This window comes from Mycobacterium sp. RTGN5 (genome assembly GCF_033804465.1).
Taxonomy (GTDB): Bacteria; Actinomycetota; Actinomycetes; order Mycobacteriales; family Mycobacteriaceae; genus Mycobacterium.
This window is the reverse complement of the sequence record NZ_JAPZLA010000006.1, coordinates 42305-59727: the sequence shown is the minus strand read 5'-3', so window position 1 is coordinate 59727 and position 17423 is coordinate 42305. Positions and strand designations below refer to the sequence as shown.

The window sequence follows — 17423 nt, the reverse complement described above, 5'->3', positions numbered from 1 at the left end:
TAGGGTGCTCGCGTGGCGATAGTCGGGGTGGGGATCGATGTGGTCTCGATTCCCCACTTCGCCGAGCAGGTGGACCAGCCGGGAACGGTGTTCGCCGAGACCTTCACTCCAGGTGAGCGCCGCGACGCCGCCGACAAGAGCTCGGTGGCGGCGCGGCACCTGGCCGCGCGGTGGGCCGCCAAGGAAGCCGTCATCAAGGCCTGGTCGGGTTCGCGGTTCGCGCAGCGTCCGGTCCTGCCGGAGGGTATCCACCGCGACATCGAGGTGATCACCGACATGTGGGGCCGGCCCAAGGTGCGCCTGACCGGTGAAATCGCTAAGCATCTGGCCGAGGTGACCATTCACGTGTCGCTGACCCACGATGGTGACACCGCCGCGGCGGTCGCCATCCTGGAGACTCTCTAGCCGCTAACGTCGACGCCATGAGCGATCTCGTCGCACGCGTGCAGGCCGTGCTTCCCTCAGTTCGCGCCGACCTCGAGGATCTGGTGCGTATCCAGTCGGTGTGGGCCGACCCGGCCCGTCGCGATGAGGTGCACCGCAGCGCTCGTGCGGTCGCGGACCTGCTGAGCCAGGCCGGCTTCCATCAGGTCGAGATCGTGGCCGAGGGCGGCGCACCCGCGGTGATCGCGCACCACCCCGCCCCGCCCGGCGCACCGACGGTGCTGCTGTACGCCCATCACGATGTTCAGCCGGAAGGCGAACCGGCGCAATGGGATTCGGATCCCTTCGAGCCCACCGAGCGGGACGGCCGGCTCTACGGTCGCGGCAGCGCGGACGACAAAGCCGGTATCGCAACACATTTGGCAGCATTCCGCGCGCACGACGGCAACCCGCCGGTTGGGGTGACGGTGTTCGTCGAAGGCGAGGAGGAGTCCGGTTCGCCATCGCTGGGCCGGCTGCTGGAGGTCCACAAGGACAAGCTGGCCGCCGATGTCATCGTGATCGCGGATTCGGACAACTGGACCTCCGAAATCCCGGCGCTGACGGTGTCGTTGCGCGGGCTGGTTGACTGCGTGGTGGAGGTCGCCACCTTGGGCCACGGCCTGCATTCCGGGCTGTGGGGCGGTGTCGTGCCCGATGCCCTCAAGGTCCTGGTGCGTCTGCTGGCCAGCCTGCACGATGACGATGGCAACGTCGCGGTGGAGGGCCTGTACGAGACGAGTGCCGCGGAGGTCGACCGCGGCCCTCAGTGGGTGCGCGCCGAGTCGGGATTGCTCGACGGGGTGCACGAGATCGGCTCGGGCACTGTGGCCCAACGCATGTGGGCCAAGCCCGCGATCACCGTCATCGGCATCGACACCACGCCGATCGCCAAGGCGTCGAACACACTCATCCCGCGCGCCAGCGCCAAGGTCAGCATGCGGGTGGCACCCGGCGGTGACGCGGCGGCTCATCTGCACGCGCTGCGCAGGCACCTCGAGCGGAACGCGCCGTGGGGTGCGCACGTCAAGGTCATCCCGGGCGACATCGGTCAGCCCTACGCAATCGAACCCATTGGACCGGTTTACGACGCTGCGCGCGCCGCGTTCCGGCAGGCCTGGGGCACCGACGTCGTCGACATGGGGATGGGCGGCTCGATCCCGTTCATCGCCGAGTTCGCCGCCGCGTTCCCCGACGCCACCATCCTGGTCACCGGAGTGGAAGACCCTGGCACCCAGGCGCACAGCGTCAACGAGAGCCTGCATCTCGGCGTGCTGGAGCGTGCCGCCACCACCGAGGCGCTGCTGCTGGGCAAGTTGGGCGTCGGATAGATCGCGCCCGTGAAATTGAGGTCTACGTAAATATCTTGGCGATACCTCGTTAGAAGTGCACTTATGTCGCTAGCGTCACGACTATTAACTGCACGAACATGAACGGGGGATCGACCATGGTAAATAGATTTAAATCCAAAACTGGAGTGTTGCTGAGCGTCGCCGTTTCCGGTGCGATGGCGGCAGCCGCCATCGGCGCGGCGCCGACGGCTACCGCCGATTGCGCATCCTTTTTCGGATTGGGCAACACCGCGAACTGCCAGAGCGGTCCGGCCAGCATCGCGATCGCGGTCGGACCCAACGCGACCGCGACGGCAGGTGGGCTGTTCGGTGTCGCGTTCGCCCTCGGCCGCATTCCCTTGATCGGGACCGCGAATACGGGTGTGGCTACTGCGACCACAAGCGGGGCCTTCACCTTCGCTTGGGCGTGGGGCGACAACGTGACGGCACAGGCCGGGGATCTGTTCGGATTCGCCAGCCAATGGGGCACCAACGGGACGACGATCACGAAAGGCATGGGCAACATCGCCCAAGCCATCTCCAACCCGTTCGGTTCGACCACCGCCGATATCGGAATGACGCTGGCCAACGGCGTCGGCAACGTGATCACCAACGGCGCGATGTTCAGCGCGCCGGGCTCCAGCGTCGAAGCGGTGGGCTTCGGGAATTACGCGTTCAACGGGTGGGGCTTCAACAACGCCGTCAAGGCAGGCGGTACCCCGACCAGTTTCTTCAATATGGCGTTCGACGCCTTCAATGGCGGCGACGTGATCGCAGGCCCGGGCCCGTTCGCCATCGCGATCGCGATCGGGCGTGCCCCCGGCGAAACCACCAGCCAGGTGGGTCCGGGCATCAACGTCAAGGTCGGCAATGCGCTTCCGGTGTTCCCCGCTTCGGCCGCATCGCTCGGCCCGAGCAAGAAGGCGATGCCCAAGGCCGCCGCGAGCAGCGGCAAGAAGTCCGGTGTGGCGTCGGGGGCCAGGCAACACAAGAAGTCGGACTAATACCCGCCTAAGCGGTGCCGGCCCGCCAGTTGCCGACAACCTCGCTGGTTCGGAGTGCTCGGTCGTACATGCGGAACTGCCGCAGTTCGCCGCGCATTCGCGGGGCGAGCGCGAATGCGGGGGATGCGTCGATCGTGCGCAGCTCGTGGGGGAATCGCGCCCACCCGAACTGACGCCGGTCGCCGCCGTCGTTGACGATTCCGTTCACGACGAAGGTGATGATCTTGGGCCCGCCGTCCACGATGATCCCGACGTGTTGCCAGACGCCGGGTTGCAGAGCACCGGGGTCGCAGTCCCATGAGACCTCGGCGAGGCCGAAGTCACGCACCACCCGGGATGGACCTTCCCACCACGGCCCGATGGCGCCGCGCATCGAAAGCTGCAGAGTGCCACGGTCGGTCGTGGCGACGGCGAAGCCGTTTCCGTTGTCGTCGCGGTTGTCCACAAGAATCTGCCCAGGGTCGAACGATTCGAGGTTCAGGGCGAAATCGAAGGTGAAGCCCTTGTTTTCCTTGTCCTTCGTCCCGCTACCGAGATCCGGGAGGAGCGAGACCGGCAGCCGCCGTACCTCGCGCACGATTTCGTCCCCGCTGTCGACGATCAGCCCCTGCCGCGTGACAGTCCGAGCGGTGTGTTGGTTCCAGAGCATGTCGAGAAACTCCGCAGGCACCTCGTGGACGCGGGCGATGCTCTTTTGGGTCTCGGTAAAGAAATAGCGCCCTTCGTCTTCGACGAAGTCCGGGTAACTCATGCGTACGGCCATGTCTTGGTCATAGAGAAGGATGTCCGGCTCCGACCATGCGATCGCCTTGCCTGCCGGGGTATCGACCTCGCGGCCGGCCGCCAGCCAGGCCGGATTGCGTTGGCTCTGAACGGTATTGCCACCGTGATTGTGGAACCAGTACAGGTAGCGCCCGTTGCCGGCTTTCCACACGAAGTTCGCTGCCCGCGTGTTCTTTACCTTCCGCGCACCGGGGCCGTAAGTCATGAACTCCGGCTGGGTCCAGGTGTGGCCTTGGTCGCGGGAGTAAGCCTGCACCGGGTAGTCGGTTGCGGTGCGGTAGACAGTGAAGAGGCTGCCGTCGGAAAGTGCCACGATGCTCTGCTCTTCGGCGATGGCGCCCACGGGCGAGCGCAGTCCGATGTCGCCGTCCGGCAAGGTGTCCCAGTGGATCTTCGCCGGGTCGCGCTCGGTGAGAATATTGTCGCTGCGTAGGAAATTCCCTTCCGATTCTGCGATGAATTCGGGCGGCCCGAAGTTGCCGACCTTATGCAGCGTGACGTAAGCGGCGCCTCGGTCGATGAGCGGCCGCCCTACCTGCCAAAAGAAGCGCACCTTGCCGCCATAGACGTTTCGGCGGTCGATATCTGTCTCCCGGACGGGAATTTCGTACCGTGCCTGGGACCACGACATGCCGTTGTCGTCGCTGTATTTGAATACGAAAGCCCCGAGCGTATCGACTCGTTTTTCCATGGTGCCGTCGATGGTCTTGACCTCGCGCACGTTGTCCTTGTTGTAGTTGTAGAACGCGTAAATACGACCGTAGGGCGTCTTCAGCAGCGTGGCGTACGAGGACTCCGGCGGCCCCGACGGTTCGATCGCGATCAACGGCGACCACGTGCGGCCGAAATCGGTACTCCGTGTCACTACGACATGCTGACTGGTCGCGCCCTCATCGCCACGTGACGTGGTCAGGACGCACAGCCACGCGTGGTCATCAGCCTTCACGATGTAGGGCTGGTCGGCATACGCCTCGTCGGGGATCGTCCAGCCACTACTGATATCGCGCCACTTGTCGAGGGCGCCGGGGTTCGACTTCCCCGCTCGGGGGGTTGCCGCGGAATCTCCAGGGCGGGCGTCGGTCTGACCGATGAACAGCCGGTCGACGCCGACGCCGATGCCGCCCCCGACTAGTGCCGCCACCCCTGCTAGACCAGCTCCGCTGATCACCTCACGACGATTCATCGGCATCGGCGCAAGTTATCACGCAAGCAGAGGTGTCCCGCCGCAGCGTGGCGACGTGGCCGGTGGCGCGAGAGCAAGGGATTTCCCCGTATCGCAATCGCACGTGCAGCTCCTACGGTTTCAGTAATTGGGGGATCAACGATGACGGGGGAACGCAGTGAGGACGATTACTCAAGGACTAGTGATAGGCGGCGTGTTTATAGCCGCTGCGGTCGGTTTGGCTGTTCCGGCGTCAGCCGAGGGGCTCGACGGGATGTATTCGATCTTGGTGACAGACGGGGGAGGCGTCGTCGAAAACGGCGCTAAAGACGGTGCGTTCGCATCGCCATGTGGCCCCGACTGCACGCGCTTGATCACCTCGGGGTGGTCGACAGATGCTCAGCGGCAAGGCAATGCATGGACCGGTATCACTACGTCCGGGATCACCATCTCATTTGCCAGTGACACTCTCGCCGGCACGATGGTGAAGGGTCCGCAGGTCGTGAATGTGCAGTTGATCAAGGTCGGTTGAGTCTCCTCAACCGAGACATCGCGACCGCCGAGCGCTGCGGCTGGCGAACCTGGGTCCTAGGCCGCTTCCAACTTCCTCACCTGATCGTTGAAGAGGTTCACCAGAGTGTCTGTGTCAGCCGGTGAAACCTTGACGCCATTCGTATGAGTGGTCGATACCTCGACGTAGAGGCCCCGGCTGAGGCCGAAGATTTCGAGGCCTGTGAAGTGGACTTCTCCGCCAATAATGGGGGCGACTCCCGTTGCGTCATAACTCCAGGCGACGGCCGACTCGGGTAACCCGGGGTGTTGCAGGGGCGGCGACGCGGTCGACGTGAGTCCACCGAGGTGCGAGGTCTTGCATTTACCGAGCAGATCGCGCAGACCTCGAAGGTCTGGCTGTCCCGTCGGCACCGCAATGAGCACCGTAACGGTCTCGACTGGCAGATCCGAGCCGTCGGTCGGCCACTTCGACCAAAGAGCGGCCCCCTTTTGGCCGTGGGCAGGTCCCGAGAATATCGGCGCGCACTCCGGCGGATCGACCGGGTCGTCATACGGGTTGTGCCCGTCGGAGTTCAGGGCCGCTCCCGAGAAATTCAGTGCGGGACCATCCGGGATAGCCGATGCGTCGACGAACATCGACTCCGTCACCTGTGTGAAATCTGTTCGCTGTGGCGGGCTTTCGCTGCCCTGCGCCGCAGAGTGGTTGGCGGACGAAGAGCAGGAGACGGTCACAATTGTCAGGACCGCCGCCGCGGTCGCCGCCAGCGACCTCTGGTGACCAACTGCAACCATGTCTTCCCCTGCCGACGACAAGTCCCCAAGAGTCAGTCGAGTATGTCGTATCGGCTTGCCTGGTTGCGCGGTTCAGATGGAAAGGTCGCGCCGCAGCTTGGCGACGTGGCCGGTGGCCTTCACGTTGTACTGGGCGACCTCGATCTTGCCCTTCTCGTCGACCACGAACGTCGAACGGATGACGCCCTGCACGGTCTTGCCGTACAGCTTCTTCTCGCCGTAGGCGCCCCATTCGATGAGCACCTTTTTGTCGGGGTCGGACAACAGCGGGAACGTCAGCTGGTCGCGGTCGGTGAACTTGGCCAGTTTCTCCGGCTTGTCGGGGGAGATGCCGATGACGTCGATGCCCGCCCCGTTCAGCTCGGCCAGGCTGTCGCGGAAGTCGCAGGCCTGCTTGGTGCAGCCCGGGGTCATCGCGGCCGGGTAGAAGTAGACGATCACCTTGCGACCCTTGAAGTCGGACAGCTTCACGGTCTTGCCCTCGGCGTCCGGCAGGCTGAATGCCGGTGCTTTGTCGCCGACTTCGAGGCGTGCTGTGTCCGTCACTGATGGTCCCTTCATCTACCGGTGCATCAGGGTTGGCCCGGGTTGATCTAGGGTAGTTCGGCAGGACGGCAATTTGGAGGACGGAAGTGGCTGACCGGGACCCCGAGGTCATCAAGGCCGAGATCGACCAGGCTCGTGACCGGCTGGCGACGACGGTGGACTCGTTGGCCGTGCGGGCCAATCCACAGCGCATCGCCGACGACGTCAAGGCCGCGGTGCTGCGCTTTGTGAAGAAGCCCCCCGTGGCTGCGGCGCTGGCCGGGGTCAGTGTGGTGACCGTCGTGCTGGTGATCCGCCGAATCCGTAACGGCTAGGCAGCCCCCGCTCTTCTCACCTCCGGGAGTTCCACGCCCACTCAGGTAACGCACAGCCATTCATTTACATAGTTAATGAATGTTTTGGTTATCCCTCATCTCGACACCAAGAGATGCGGATAGAGATGACCACCGATATCGCGAACACCGACGCACCGGTCGTGGAAAGCGCCCAAGAGGCAGTCGCCGCAACCGCGCGGCGCCGCCAGCGGATGGACCATGACCACCCCAGATACAAGTGGGTGGCGCTGTCCAACACCACGCTGGGCGCGCTGCTGGCCTCGATCAACTCTTCGATCGTCCTGATCTCACTGCCGGCGATCTTCCGCGGCATCGGTCTCAACCCGCTGGCACCGGGAAACGTCGGATACCTGCTGTGGATGCTGATGGGCTACCTGGTGGCGACCGCGGTGCTGGTCGTGCCACTGGGCAGGCTGGGCGACATCTTCGGCCGGGTACGCATCTACACGCTGGGCTTCGTCGTGTTCACCGTCGCGGCCATCGCCTTGTCATTCGATCCCTTTCAGCTGACCGGCGGAGCCATCTGGTTGATCGGCTGGCGGGTGGTGCAGGGCGTCGGTGGCGCCATGCTGATGGCGTGTTCGGCGGCGATCCTCACCGACGCCTTTCCCAGCCGCCAGCGGGGCATGGCCCTCGGTGTCAACCAGGTGGCCGCGATCGCCGGGCAATTCCTGGGTCTGCTGATCGGAGGACTGCTGTCGCAATGGGATTGGCGCGCGGTCTTCTGGGTCGGTGTACCACTCGGCCTGGTCGGAACGATCTGGAGCTTCCGGTCTTTGGTCGAGGTCGGGGTTCGGACGCCGGCCCGGTTGGACTGGTCGGGCACGGTCCTGTTCGCGGTCGGATTCACCGTGCTGCTGGCCGCGATCACCTATGGCATCCAGCCCTACGGCGGACACCCCACCGGCTGGACCAATCCGTTGGTGCTCGGCGCGATCGGGCTGGGCGTCCTGCTGTTGGTCGTGTTGTGTCTGGTCGAACGTCGGGTGCGCGCACCGATGCTCGACATCCGGCTGTTCAAGTCGAAACCGTTCGCGCTCGGCAATCTCGCCGGGCTGATGGCCGCCGTGGGGCGCGGCGGCTTGCAGTTCATGCTCATCATCTGGTTGCAGGGCATCTGGTTGCCGTTGCACGGCTACAGCTTTGAATCGACCCCCTTGTGGTCGGGCATCTATCTGCTGCCCATGACGTTCGGCTTCCTGCTCGCCGGTCCGCTGTCGGGAACGCTGTCCGACCGGTTCGGCTCACGACCATTCGCCATCGGTGGAATGTTGCTGATGGCGCTGACTTTCCTTGCGCTGATGGTCATTCCGGTGGACTTCAGCTTCTGGGTCTTCGCGGTGCTGATCTTCCTCAACGGCTTGGGCGGCGGGATCTTCACCTCGCCGAACACCGCGGCGATCATGTCCAGCGTGCCTGCGGCCGAGCGGGGCGCCGCCTCCGGTATCCGGGCGACGTTCACCAACGCCGGCATGTCCCTGTCGATCGGCATCTTCTTCTCGCTGATGATCGCCGGGCTGGCCAAGACCCTCCCGGCCACGTTGAGCACCGGGCTTCAACAGCAGGGCGTGTCGGTGGCCGACGCGCACCGCATCGCGGAGCTACCGCCGGTGGGGAGCTTGTTCGCGGCGTTCCTGGGCTACAACCCGATCGGTGAACTCGCGGGCGGCACCTTGCAGCAGCCCGGAGTCAATGCGACGGTGCTGACAGGTAAGGAATTCTTCCCGCACCTGATCTCCGGGCCGTTCCACGCCGGCCTCACGGTGGTGTTCATCGCAGCTGCGGTGATGATGGTGATCGGGGCGGCCGCGTCATGGGTGAATCCCGGTCGCATCGCCGAGCGCGATTAGCGGCGGCGCAGCCAGTCGCCGAGCGAACGCCGGAACCCGGGGGGATTAGCGACCAGGCCGATCCGGCTGCAGCTATGAATCTGCATCGGGGTCACGGGTGCGGAGACCTGCGGAGCTACTTCGCCTGCGGGGCGTGGAACTAGGTTCTCCGGCACCATGCGGCTAAGTCCTTACGTCGTCACCGGACCTGAGGTCCGTGGGCGGCTGATGGTCAATTCAGCTAACGGCGACTATAACACCGTTCGCGCCATCGTTGCAGCACAATGCGGTGATCTTGAGCTCGGAAGCGCCTGCCGGTTATCTGTTGACGCGTATATCCCCTGGTCAGTCAGCTGTCTTAACGGGCCGCTCAGGATATTCACAGCGACGCATCTCACAACCCCCGGCGTGGTGTGCGCCCGTGACCTCGGGCAACGTCACATGCCGGTCAGGGGAGCACGATCGGCAACCGCTCCCAGCCCCGCACGGTCGATGTCGGGGCGAGCTTGGCTCCTGTGTAGTCGATGTCCCATTCCGGGAAGCGGTTGAGCAGCTCGTCCAGGGCGACCCGCCCTTCCAGCCGGGCCAGGTTCGCCCCTAGGCAGTAGTGCACTCCCTTGCCGAAGGTCACGTGGCTGATCGTGTCGCGGTGGATGTCGAAGGAGTCGGGGTTCTCATAGCGGCGCGGATCGCGGTTGGCGGCGCCGAACAGCAGCAGCATGGCGCTGCCGGCGGGCACCGTCGTGCCGTAGCACTCGAAGTCCTTCAGCACGTAGCGACCGACATGCGGCCCGGTCGGTTCGAAGCGCAACGTCTCGTCGATCGTGCGGTTCAGCAGCGAGCGGTCGGCCAGCACCTCGCGGCGCTGGTCGGGATGCTCGGCCAGCACCTTGGCCAGCCAACCGATCAGCCGGCCCGTCGTCTCGTTTCCCGCGCCGGCGACCACCTGGGTGTAGTGCAGCACTTCCTTGCGGGTGAGCCTGCGGGTGACGCCCTGGTCGTCGGTGAACTCGACATTGAGCAGCGCTGTCATCAGATCATCGGAGGGATTGTTCGACCGCCATTCGACATAGTCGGCGTAGATGCGGCCGTCAGCGATGCGGTCGGGGTCCGCGACCTTCATCGGTGCGCCGGGCTTGGTGCGCAGGTTGGCGTCATTGGCGTCCCGCACCGAAATCTGTTCGGACTCCGGGATTCCCAGCAGCATGCCGATGACGCGCATCGGCATCATCGACGCCAGCTCGGCGATGATGTCGAAACCGTCCGAGCCGATCAGGGGATCCAGGCAGCCGATGCAGTACCGGCGGATCTGGTCTTCGATCTCAGCCATCCGGCGCGGGGTGAACACCCGCGACATCAGCCCACGCAGCTGTGTGTGCGCGGGCGGATCCTCGAACATCATCACGCCGTCGGGCATGTCGAAGTCGGACTTGATCAGCTCCAGGATGTCGCTGCGGCTGTTGGAGAACGTCTCCCAATTCGACAACGCCGCTTCGACGTCGGAGTGGCGGGCCAGCGTCCAGAAGTCGTAGCGCTCGTTGTGATAGATCGGAGCCTCGTCGCGGAGACGGGCATAGACCGGGTACGGGTTGACGACAATGTCGACGTCGTAGGGGTCGTAGTAGACGGTGTCGTTCGCAGTCGTCATGTCCATCCCCACATCGGCCCCGCTGGCTGCTGAGCGATCGCTCAAACTTCCGGGTGGTGCCATGTTTAGCAGCCCTGGCGAGGGCCGGTCAAGGGATGCGGCGGCGGGTCGCGGCTAGACGAAGACCACGCCGGGATTGAGGATGCCGGCCGGGTCGAAGCTCTCCTTGATCCGCCGCATCAACGCCAGCTTCGCAGGGTCCTCCAGCTCGCAGAAGTAGTCCGCCTTGGCCCGCCCGACGCCATGCTCGCCCGAGATCGCCCCGCCCAGCGACATCCCCATCGCGAAGATCTCAGTCAGTATTTTCTTGCGGATCTGCGGGTCCTTGCAGAACAGCACACCGTGCACGTTGCCGTCACCGGCGTGCCCGCATCCGCTCATGCCGACGCCCTCGGCCAGGGCGATGTCACGGGCCCGGCGCAGAAACTCCGGCATCGACGCCCTGGGCACCACCACGTCGATGATGTCGTCGGCGCCGATCGCCTTGGCGGTCCAGAACACATTCTCCCGCGCCACGATCAGCCTGCGTGCCGAGTTTCCCTGTAGCACATACGCATCCAATGCACCCCACTCGGTGAGCAGCTCGCCAAGGGCCGCGGCGTCGTCGTCGAGGCGATCAGCGTGGGTATTCTCCAGAGCGACGACGAGGTAGGCCGCACAGGTTTCCCGAATCTCCTCGGGGATCCCCAGTTCCAGATTCTCGGCGTTGACGATCGCCGCCATCACCACGTTGTCGATGTATTCGACGATGGTCGGGTTCAGTCCGCTCGAGATGAGCTTCGGGACGGCAGCCATCACCTGGTCGAAGTCGCCGAATGGGGCCAGCACGGTGGCGCTGTGCGCCAACCGCGGGACCAGCTTGACGGTCACCTCGGTGACCAGCGCCAGCGTGCCCTCCGAGCCGATGATCAGCTGGGTGAGGTCGTAACCGGTGGAGATCTTCGACATCTTGCCGCCGGTTCGGATGATCTCGCCGGTGGGCAGCACGGCTTGCAGGCCGAGCACGTTGTGGCGGGTGACGCCGTACTTCACCGCACGCATACCCCCGGCGTTGGTCCCGACGTTGCCGCCGACGCTGGACGACAGCTCACCGGGATACACCGTGTAACTCAGTCCCACCCTTGCGGTCTGGGTGTCCAGCTCGGTCAGCGTCACGCCGGGCTGGACCACCGCGACGTGGTTTTCGGTATCGACCTCCAGCACGGCGTTCATCCGCTCGAACGAGATCAGCAGGCCGTCGGCGACCGGTTGCGCCGCGCCGGACAGGCCGCAGCCCGACCCGCGCGCGGTCACCGGCACATGGAATTCGGTCGCGGCCGTCAACAGTGCGGCGACCTCGTCGGCCGTCGCCGGCTTGGCGAGATAGGCGGGCTGCTGAGGCGGAATCGTCAGCGCCTCGTCGTGCCCATAGTCCTCGGAGATGGCGTCGCCGGTCAGCAGGTGCGTGGGGCCAACGATGTCGCCGAAGCGTGCCGCCAGATCGGTCATATGGTCAGACAGTAGTCGCGGCGGGGATCAGCCCGAGTTGGCGATAGATGTCGCGCCGCACCACCATCGCCTGGGAGTTGACCGGCACCCCGAGGGCCCAGTCGTGGATCTGCCCGCTGCCGATGACCACCGACATCGTGCCGCCGGCATCGACGACCTTCTTCTGGAAGAGCAGAGTGTCGGGCAGCAGGAACTCCGTCGATCCGACGTAGAGGGTGGTCGGCGGAAGCTCCTGCAGCACTGCATCTTCGAAGTTCATGGCATTGATCAGGGGATCAGTCTTCTCGACACCGTCACCCCAATGGTTGGTGTTGGTGTAGAACGCGATGTTGTTGACGTCGATGATCGGGTCGTTGGTCTTCTTGATGTCCGGGTTGGACAGGGTGGGGTCGGGTGCAAACGACAGCAGCACCATGCTGGCCGGGACGGGCTTGCCCGCCTTCAGTAACAGCCGAACGGCGCCTATCGCGATGTTGGGGCCGGCCGAATCGGCATAGATGCTGACGTTCTCCGGCCCGAAGGTGTCGATCTGCGCGGAGATGAAATCCGCCATCGCCGGGATGGTGTGGACGGCGGCGCCAGCCTCGGTGGTGGCCAGTGGGTACATCGGCACGATCACGGTGGCGCCGGTGTCGCGCGCCATGTTGGTGTAGTCGATCCAGTGCAACAGGAGCGGCTGCAGGATGAACCCGCCGCCGTGAATGGCGACCACTGCCTTGCCGCTGGGATCGGGCGGGGTGAACTCCCACACCTTCCACTCCGCCCCTTCGGCGGTGGTGTAGGTGGTCTTGGTGGCCGTCAATCCGCCGAGGAGGAACGACGGCGGGTTGGCGCTGGCCAGCGCCTTGCCGACCAGACCGTAGATGTCGGTGCCGAGGACGTTGGAGACGACGCGCATTAGGCGCAAAGTCGCCAATGTGAGCCGGTCACTCAGTGACGACGGCGCGGTGTAGGTCACCGAATTCGGGGCAGGCGCGGCCGAAACCGATTCGGTGGCAACCGGTTCGGACGACGTCGCCGGGGCAGCCGTGGGGCGCGGGGCCAGGCGGCGGGTGGTCGCTGCAGCGGTGACGACCTGCGACAGTGCGATCGGAGCTGCGGGGGAGGCCGGGCCAGGGTCGGGGACCTTCACCCGGGCGGGCCGCTTGCTCGTGCCGGCCAGCGTCTGGGAGGCTTTCACCCGCTTGTTCGAGGCGCGGCCGGCCGAGGGGGTCTTGGCGCTGTCCGATGAGGCGCTGCCCGGTGTCCCGGAACTGTCGGCGACGGCTGCCGGGGCGCCTATCCCGGTCCATACCGCCGCCCCGATGCCCAGCGCGACAGCTAATCCACCAACCCTGCCGATGTGCCCCCCAGCGCCCATAGCCTCGGTATAACAGCTGCACTAGTCGGCGGGGGTCAAAACGGACAGCTCACCGGGGAAGATCGTTAACTGATAGATGGAGCCGTTGGGGCCCTCCGCTAGCTTGACGGTGCTCCCCGCTGTGCCGTCGAAAGTCACCGCGCCCAGGAGCGTTGAGTAGTTGGAATTGAAGCTCAGGACCTTGATAAAGCCCCGGATGTAGTCAGCGATGAACACCGTGTTGTGGTAGCCAGGACCGAACGCGTTGCCGGTGTAGAACAGCACTGAGGTGATGGCCGCGCTCCCGGCGGAGTGGTCGTAGGTGTAGATCGGGTTGATGGATGTGCAACTGGCGCACACACCTTCGGCGCCGGGCCACCCGTAGTTGCCGCCCTTGGTGATGAGGTCCAGTTCTTCGACGGCGTTGTTGCCGACGTCGCCGGCCAGCAGGCGGTCGTCGGAATCGAAGGCTAACCGGAACGGATTGCGCAGGCCGTACGCCCAGATCCGCGGCTCCGCGTTCGGGGTGTTGACGAACGGATTGCCTTGCGCTGCAGACCCATCCGTTGGGTTCAGGCGCAGGATCTTGCCGCGGATGTTCGACAGGTCCTGGGCGTTGGCGCCGACGGTGTTGTCGCCGACTCCCCAGTAGAGCATGCCGTCGGGCCCGAATTGGAGGTCGCCGCCCTGATGGTTGGTGTTGGAAACTTCGGGTGAGTGGAAGAGCGAGAACTCCGAGTCGGGGTCGATGCCCTCATCGGTGACGGTCAGTCGGGACAGCTGGTAGTGCGCATCGGTCGTGGTGTAGGCGACGTAGATGTAGCCGTTGTCGGCGAAATGGGGATCGACCTCGATCCCGAGTAACCCGCGTTCGCCTTCGGTGCGCGTCGGCAGGACCAGAATGGGGTCGGGGTTCAGCGCGCCGTTCTCGTAGATCCGGATGGCGCCGGCCTTCTGCGTGATGAGAATCCGGCCGTCGGGCAGGACGACGAAATCCGTGGGACTGGACAGGCCGGTAGCGATCGGGGTGCGGTCGAACGGGGGCGGCTCGGTGGGCGGAGCCGTACCGCAGGCCATGATCGCGTCGTAGGTCCGTTCGGCGAAGCGCGTGACCGCCTGCACTACCTGCTTGACCACGGGTTGTGCCGCGATCCGTGCGACGGTGTCTTCGGCTTGCTTACGCACCCAGGCCAGCGCTACCCATGCTCCGAACGGGTCGGGTGCGGGTTGCGGGATGATCGGTGGGCGGGCCTCCGCGACGAAGAGCGCGGTATAGGTCGCCACGGTCTTGAGGAGATTGCACGCACAGGCGGTCACGGTGGAGACGACCGAGTTCACCGATGTCGCCCGCGAGACCGGCTTGGCCTGGGCGGTTGTCGGCCGCACGCTCTTGACTGTCACCGGCGCCTTGCGCGCGGCTTGCTGGGACTGGGACTGGGACTGGGACTGGGGCTTCGGCGCGGCCTTCGCGTTTCGCGGTCCGTGCGATCCCGCTGTCGCGGATCCCGATGTGGTGTCGGCCAGCGCTACCGCGGGTGAGGTCAACACGGCCCAGCCGAAGATCAGCGCGGTGGCGATAATGGCAATGCGCGCAACATATTTGGCGTGCACCATGGGTGCCCCCCGGGGGTTGTCGGCTAACTGACGCCTTTGCATATTCTGTCACGCTGGCGTGGCGGCGCGGGGGTTTTCTGTGAAGTTCCTCGAAGCCTCAGTGGGCCGACGGACGTGGCGCAGGCCTGCCGCTGTGACGAACCTTGGGCTGGGCGGACGCCGACCGCGAGGCGCCCGCCTTGGCTGTTGTGGTCTTTTTGGATGTGGTGCGCGGCACGGAAAGTTTGGCTCTCGGCGCCTTTTGCGCGACGGTCGTGCGGTCCGGCTGTGTGGCAGCAATTTTCGCCGCCACCGGTGCCGCCGCCGCTGTGGCCGGCCGCGTGATGCCCAGCGCCGAGCCGATGGCGTGAGTGATCGCGGTGACCGCGGACGTCGCGAGCTGATAGATCGCTCTCGGCACGATCAGCACCAGGTTGATGAACTGGCGGATGACGATCACCGCCGCACCCAGAAAGTCGACCTTGTTGGCGTACGGGGTGACATCGAACGGTTGCAGGTGCCCGCTCGCGAGTTCCTGAATCAATTCCTCGACGGTCGCGACGGCTTGCTTCGGCGTCCAGTTCGTCGTGAACAGCCCGAAGTTCTGCTCGTCGTCGAAGCCACCGGTACTCGAGTCCCGCGTGCTGTAGATGAACATCGGCCCGGCGCCCTCGACGGTCTGCCAGGACACGACGAAGTCGTGAATGAAGGCGGCCTGCTGCTTTTGCGTGATCGGGTAATTGGTGGGCAGGCCGTATTCGGTGGCCCAGATCTTGAGGTCGGCGTCACCGTTGGCATCCATCAGCGCCCGGAGGGCTTTCACCTGTTCCAGCGGGGAGTTGGCGACGCCCGTGCCGAGCGAGAACGGCAGCGTGTAGTGGTAGGGGTGGTAGGACAGGGCGTCGAAATAGCCCTCCGCGCCTGCGTCGTACATCTGCTTGAGGAAGCTCTGCGGTGCTACCGACAGACCGGAAATCGTTCTGACCGCCCCCAGCACGCCCGCAATCACCACGGCGTTGGGGTTGTTCGCCTTGATCGCCGGATACGCGGCCTGCAGCATCTTTGTGTACGACGCTGCGCTCACCGGGTTGTAGAACAGTGCACCGTTGGGCTCGTTCCAGATTTCGTAGTCGTCGATCGCACCGATGGTGCTGGTGTCGTTGTAGCGGGCGGCCACCGCGGCGGCGAAGCGCGCATAGTCAGCGGGATCGGAATGCCCGTTGAGCGGGAAGCCGGCCCAGGTCGGCGTCCCGCTGATGACCCCGACGAGGCTGATGCCGCGCTCGCTGGCCGCGTGCACGACGTAGTCCATCTTCGACCAGTTGTAGTTCGTGTTATCCGCCTGCTGGATGTACACCCACGGCACCGCGATCCGAATATCGTTGACGCCCATATCTTTCAGGTGATCGAGGGTGACATCGATATCGGCTTCGGACAGGGTGTAGAGCGTCGAGTCCGCGACGCCGAGCGTTGTCGGCGCCTCATTGACCGCGCCGGTGAGGACGAGCGGGATGGAGACGACGTGGCCACGCGGCGTGGCCGGCGGCGCGACGTAATAGCTGCCCGTGGTGGCAGTGCACACCAGTGCCGCGGTCAATGCCGCAGCTAGAGTCCGACGCTTCATCAAGCCCCCCGGCCGTCCGACTATGGATGGATTAGTGGCACCTTAACGTGCTCATGGTTAGCTGGGCCGTCCAATCGCGAAGTTGCGCGCGGTATCTGGTGCCGCGGGGCTTCGCTGATCGGACGATCAGTGGTCGAGAAGCGGCCCGAGGTGAACCGGGGCTCTTTGTGGTGACTGGCCACTAAACTATGCCAAAGTCGGATCCACCGTCGGTTAGTCGGACAGGTCGCCTATCGTTCGGAAAGTAGCAATAGAGATGTCTGACGTCACGTGAGTCTCAAACACAAATTGCGGCTTTTTGTCAACCACTTTGGTATTGACATCGTTCGGTATCCACTGCACGTGCCAGAGGTGCGAACAGCGAAATTGATCACTGATAGACACATCAATTGCGTCGTTGATGTGGGTGCCCACGATGGGGGATTTGCGACTGGAATCCGGGCTCTTGGCTACGCTGGTCGGATCATTTCATTTGAGCCGCTGCAAGAACCGTTTAGGCGGCTCAGCGATAAGGCCAAGGTCGACGACACCTGGGATGCCGTGCGATCAGCTATCGGCGATACCGACGGTGAGGTAACGATCAACGTTGCTGCCAATGATGGGCAGTCAAGCTCTGTATTGCCGATGTTGCCGAGCCATACCAACGCGGCCCCCGATTCGCGTTACATCGGGACCGAGACAGTTATTCAACAACGCCTGGACAGTATCTTGCCGCAACTCGGCGTAGGCCCCGGCTCGGGCAGCCGTGTGTTCCTGAAAGTTGACGTGCAGGGATACGAGGGGGCGGTGTTGGATGGCGCTGCAGAGTTACTGGCCGAGAGGGTTATCGTAGGACTTCAGTTGGAGTTGTCGCTGGTACCGCTTTACGGTGGCGCGATGACTTACCGCGAGGGGATAGACCGTGCTGAGGGTCTCGGAATGACGCTCATGGGTCTGGAGCCTGCTTTCGCCGATCCCGGATCTGGCCAGTTGCTACAAGCGGACGCAGTGTTCTTCGTCGCGTGAATAGCTTG

Annotated in this window: 14 protein-coding genes; 6 read left to right on the top strand and 8 right to left on the bottom strand. The window is 64.5% G+C overall.

The window, feature by feature from the left end:
- Positions 1 to 12: 12 nt before the first annotated feature.
- From SLQ31_RS24325 to SLQ31_RS24315, 3 genes are all read left to right on the top strand, one after another.
- Positions 13 to 405 (top strand): holo-ACP synthase, encoded by a 393-nt coding sequence (locus SLQ31_RS24325; RefSeq protein ID WP_319436700.1) that lies wholly within the window; start codon positions 13 to 15, stop codon positions 403 to 405.
- Between the two features lie 17 nt (positions 406 to 422).
- A complete protein-coding gene (locus SLQ31_RS24320) occupies positions 423 to 1754 on the top strand; it encodes a dipeptidase (RefSeq protein ID WP_319436699.1) in 1332 nt (443 codons plus the stop codon).
- 149 nt (positions 1755 to 1903) lie between these two features.
- On the top strand, positions 1904 to 2758 hold the full coding sequence (locus SLQ31_RS24315) for a hypothetical protein (RefSeq protein ID WP_319436698.1): 855 nt from the start codon (positions 1904 to 1906) through the stop codon (positions 2756 to 2758).
- A 7-nt stretch (positions 2759 to 2765) separates the two neighbouring features.
- Here the strand turns inward: SLQ31_RS24315 and SLQ31_RS24310 are convergent, their stop codons facing one another.
- The 3 genes from SLQ31_RS24310 to bcp all read right to left on the bottom strand — a co-directional run bounded on the left by SLQ31_RS24310 (position 2766) and on the right by bcp (position 6554).
- Entirely contained in the window at positions 2766 to 4682 is a 1917-nt protein-coding gene (locus SLQ31_RS24310; RefSeq protein WP_319436697.1) for a LamG-like jellyroll fold domain-containing protein, read from the bottom strand.
- A 609-nt stretch (positions 4683 to 5291) separates the two neighbouring features.
- Positions 5292 to 6008 (bottom strand): hypothetical protein, encoded by a 717-nt coding sequence (locus tag SLQ31_RS24305; protein WP_319436696.1) that lies wholly within the window; start codon positions 6006 to 6008, stop codon positions 5292 to 5294.
- A gap of 72 nt (positions 6009 to 6080) precedes the next feature.
- Complete coding sequence (gene bcp / locus SLQ31_RS24300; protein ID WP_319436695.1) at positions 6081 to 6554, bottom strand: thioredoxin-dependent thiol peroxidase; 474 nt, start codon at positions 6552 to 6554, stop codon at positions 6081 to 6083.
- An 86-nt stretch (positions 6555 to 6640) separates the two neighbouring features.
- On the opposite strand from bcp, the gene SLQ31_RS24295 reads away from it, so the two are divergent.
- Both SLQ31_RS24295 and SLQ31_RS24290 read left to right on the top strand, forming a co-directional pair.
- The gene (locus tag SLQ31_RS24295) at positions 6641 to 6868 is read left to right on the top strand and encodes a DUF3618 domain-containing protein (RefSeq protein ID WP_319436694.1); all 228 of its coding nucleotides are present in this window, start codon (positions 6641 to 6643) and stop codon (positions 6866 to 6868) included.
- A 125-nt stretch (positions 6869 to 6993) separates the two neighbouring features.
- Positions 6994 to 8739, top strand: a complete 1746-nt coding sequence (locus tag SLQ31_RS24290) for an MFS transporter (protein ID WP_319436693.1) — start codon at positions 6994 to 6996, stop codon at positions 8737 to 8739.
- A gap of 427 nt (positions 8740 to 9166) precedes the next feature.
- Here SLQ31_RS24290 and SLQ31_RS24285 read toward each other — a convergent pair whose 3' ends face one another.
- The 5 genes from SLQ31_RS24285 to SLQ31_RS24265 form a co-directional block, all read right to left on the bottom strand.
- Positions 9167 to 10366 carry a cytochrome P450 gene (locus tag SLQ31_RS24285; protein WP_319436692.1) on the bottom strand — a complete coding sequence of 400 codons (1200 nt, stop codon included), beginning with the start codon at positions 10364 to 10366 and terminating at the stop codon, positions 9167 to 9169.
- Between the two features lie 114 nt (positions 10367 to 10480).
- Positions 10481 to 11854, bottom strand: a complete 1374-nt coding sequence (locus SLQ31_RS24280; protein WP_319436691.1) for an FAD-binding oxidoreductase — start codon at positions 11852 to 11854, stop codon at positions 10481 to 10483.
- A gap of 4 nt (positions 11855 to 11858) precedes the next feature.
- A complete protein-coding gene (locus tag SLQ31_RS24275; protein ID WP_319436690.1) occupies positions 11859 to 13214 on the bottom strand; it encodes an alpha/beta hydrolase fold domain-containing protein in 1356 nt (451 codons plus the stop codon).
- Positions 13215 to 13235: 21 nt separating this feature from the next.
- A complete protein-coding gene (locus SLQ31_RS24270; protein WP_319436689.1) occupies positions 13236 to 14807 on the bottom strand; it encodes a PQQ-dependent sugar dehydrogenase in 1572 nt (523 codons plus the stop codon).
- A 97-nt stretch (positions 14808 to 14904) separates the two neighbouring features.
- Positions 14905 to 16410: a cellulase family glycosylhydrolase gene (locus SLQ31_RS24265; protein WP_319436688.1), complete on the bottom strand. Its 1506-nt coding sequence runs from the start codon at positions 16408 to 16410 to the stop codon at positions 14905 to 14907.
- Positions 16411 to 16680: 270 nt separating this feature from the next.
- On the opposite strand from SLQ31_RS24265, the gene SLQ31_RS24260 reads away from it, so the two are divergent.
- Positions 16681 to 17415, top strand: a complete 735-nt coding sequence (locus tag SLQ31_RS24260; RefSeq protein ID WP_319436687.1) for an FkbM family methyltransferase — start codon at positions 16681 to 16683, stop codon at positions 17413 to 17415.
- The last annotated feature ends 8 nt before the right edge of the window (positions 17416 to 17423 follow it).

Excerpts from the sequence above, each read along its gene's own strand:
- SLQ31_RS24270 (WP_319436689.1), bottom strand. The coding sequence starts at position 14,807 with ATGGTGCACGCCAAATATGTTGCGCGCATTGCCATTATCGCCACCGCG.
- SLQ31_RS24265 (WP_319436688.1), bottom strand. The coding sequence starts at position 16,410 with ATGAAGCGTCGGACTCTAGCTGCGGCATTGACCGCGGCACTGGTGTGC.
- SLQ31_RS24275 (WP_319436690.1), bottom strand. The coding sequence starts at position 13,214 with ATGGGCGCTGGGGGGCACATCGGCAGGGTTGGTGGATTAGCTGTCGCG.
- SLQ31_RS24305 (WP_319436696.1), bottom strand. The coding sequence starts at position 6,008 with ATGGTTGCAGTTGGTCACCAGAGGTCGCTGGCGGCGACCGCGGCGGCG.
- SLQ31_RS24320 (WP_319436699.1), top strand. The coding sequence starts at position 423 with ATGAGCGATCTCGTCGCACGCGTGCAGGCCGTGCTTCCCTCAGTTCGC.
- SLQ31_RS24285 (WP_319436692.1), bottom strand. The coding sequence starts at position 10,366 with ATGACGACTGCGAACGACACCGTCTACTACGACCCCTACGACGTCGAC.
- SLQ31_RS24280 (WP_319436691.1), bottom strand. The coding sequence starts at position 11,854 with ATGACCGATCTGGCGGCACGCTTCGGCGACATCGTTGGCCCCACGCAC.
- SLQ31_RS24290 (WP_319436693.1), top strand. The coding sequence starts at position 6,994 with ATGACCACCGATATCGCGAACACCGACGCACCGGTCGTGGAAAGCGCC.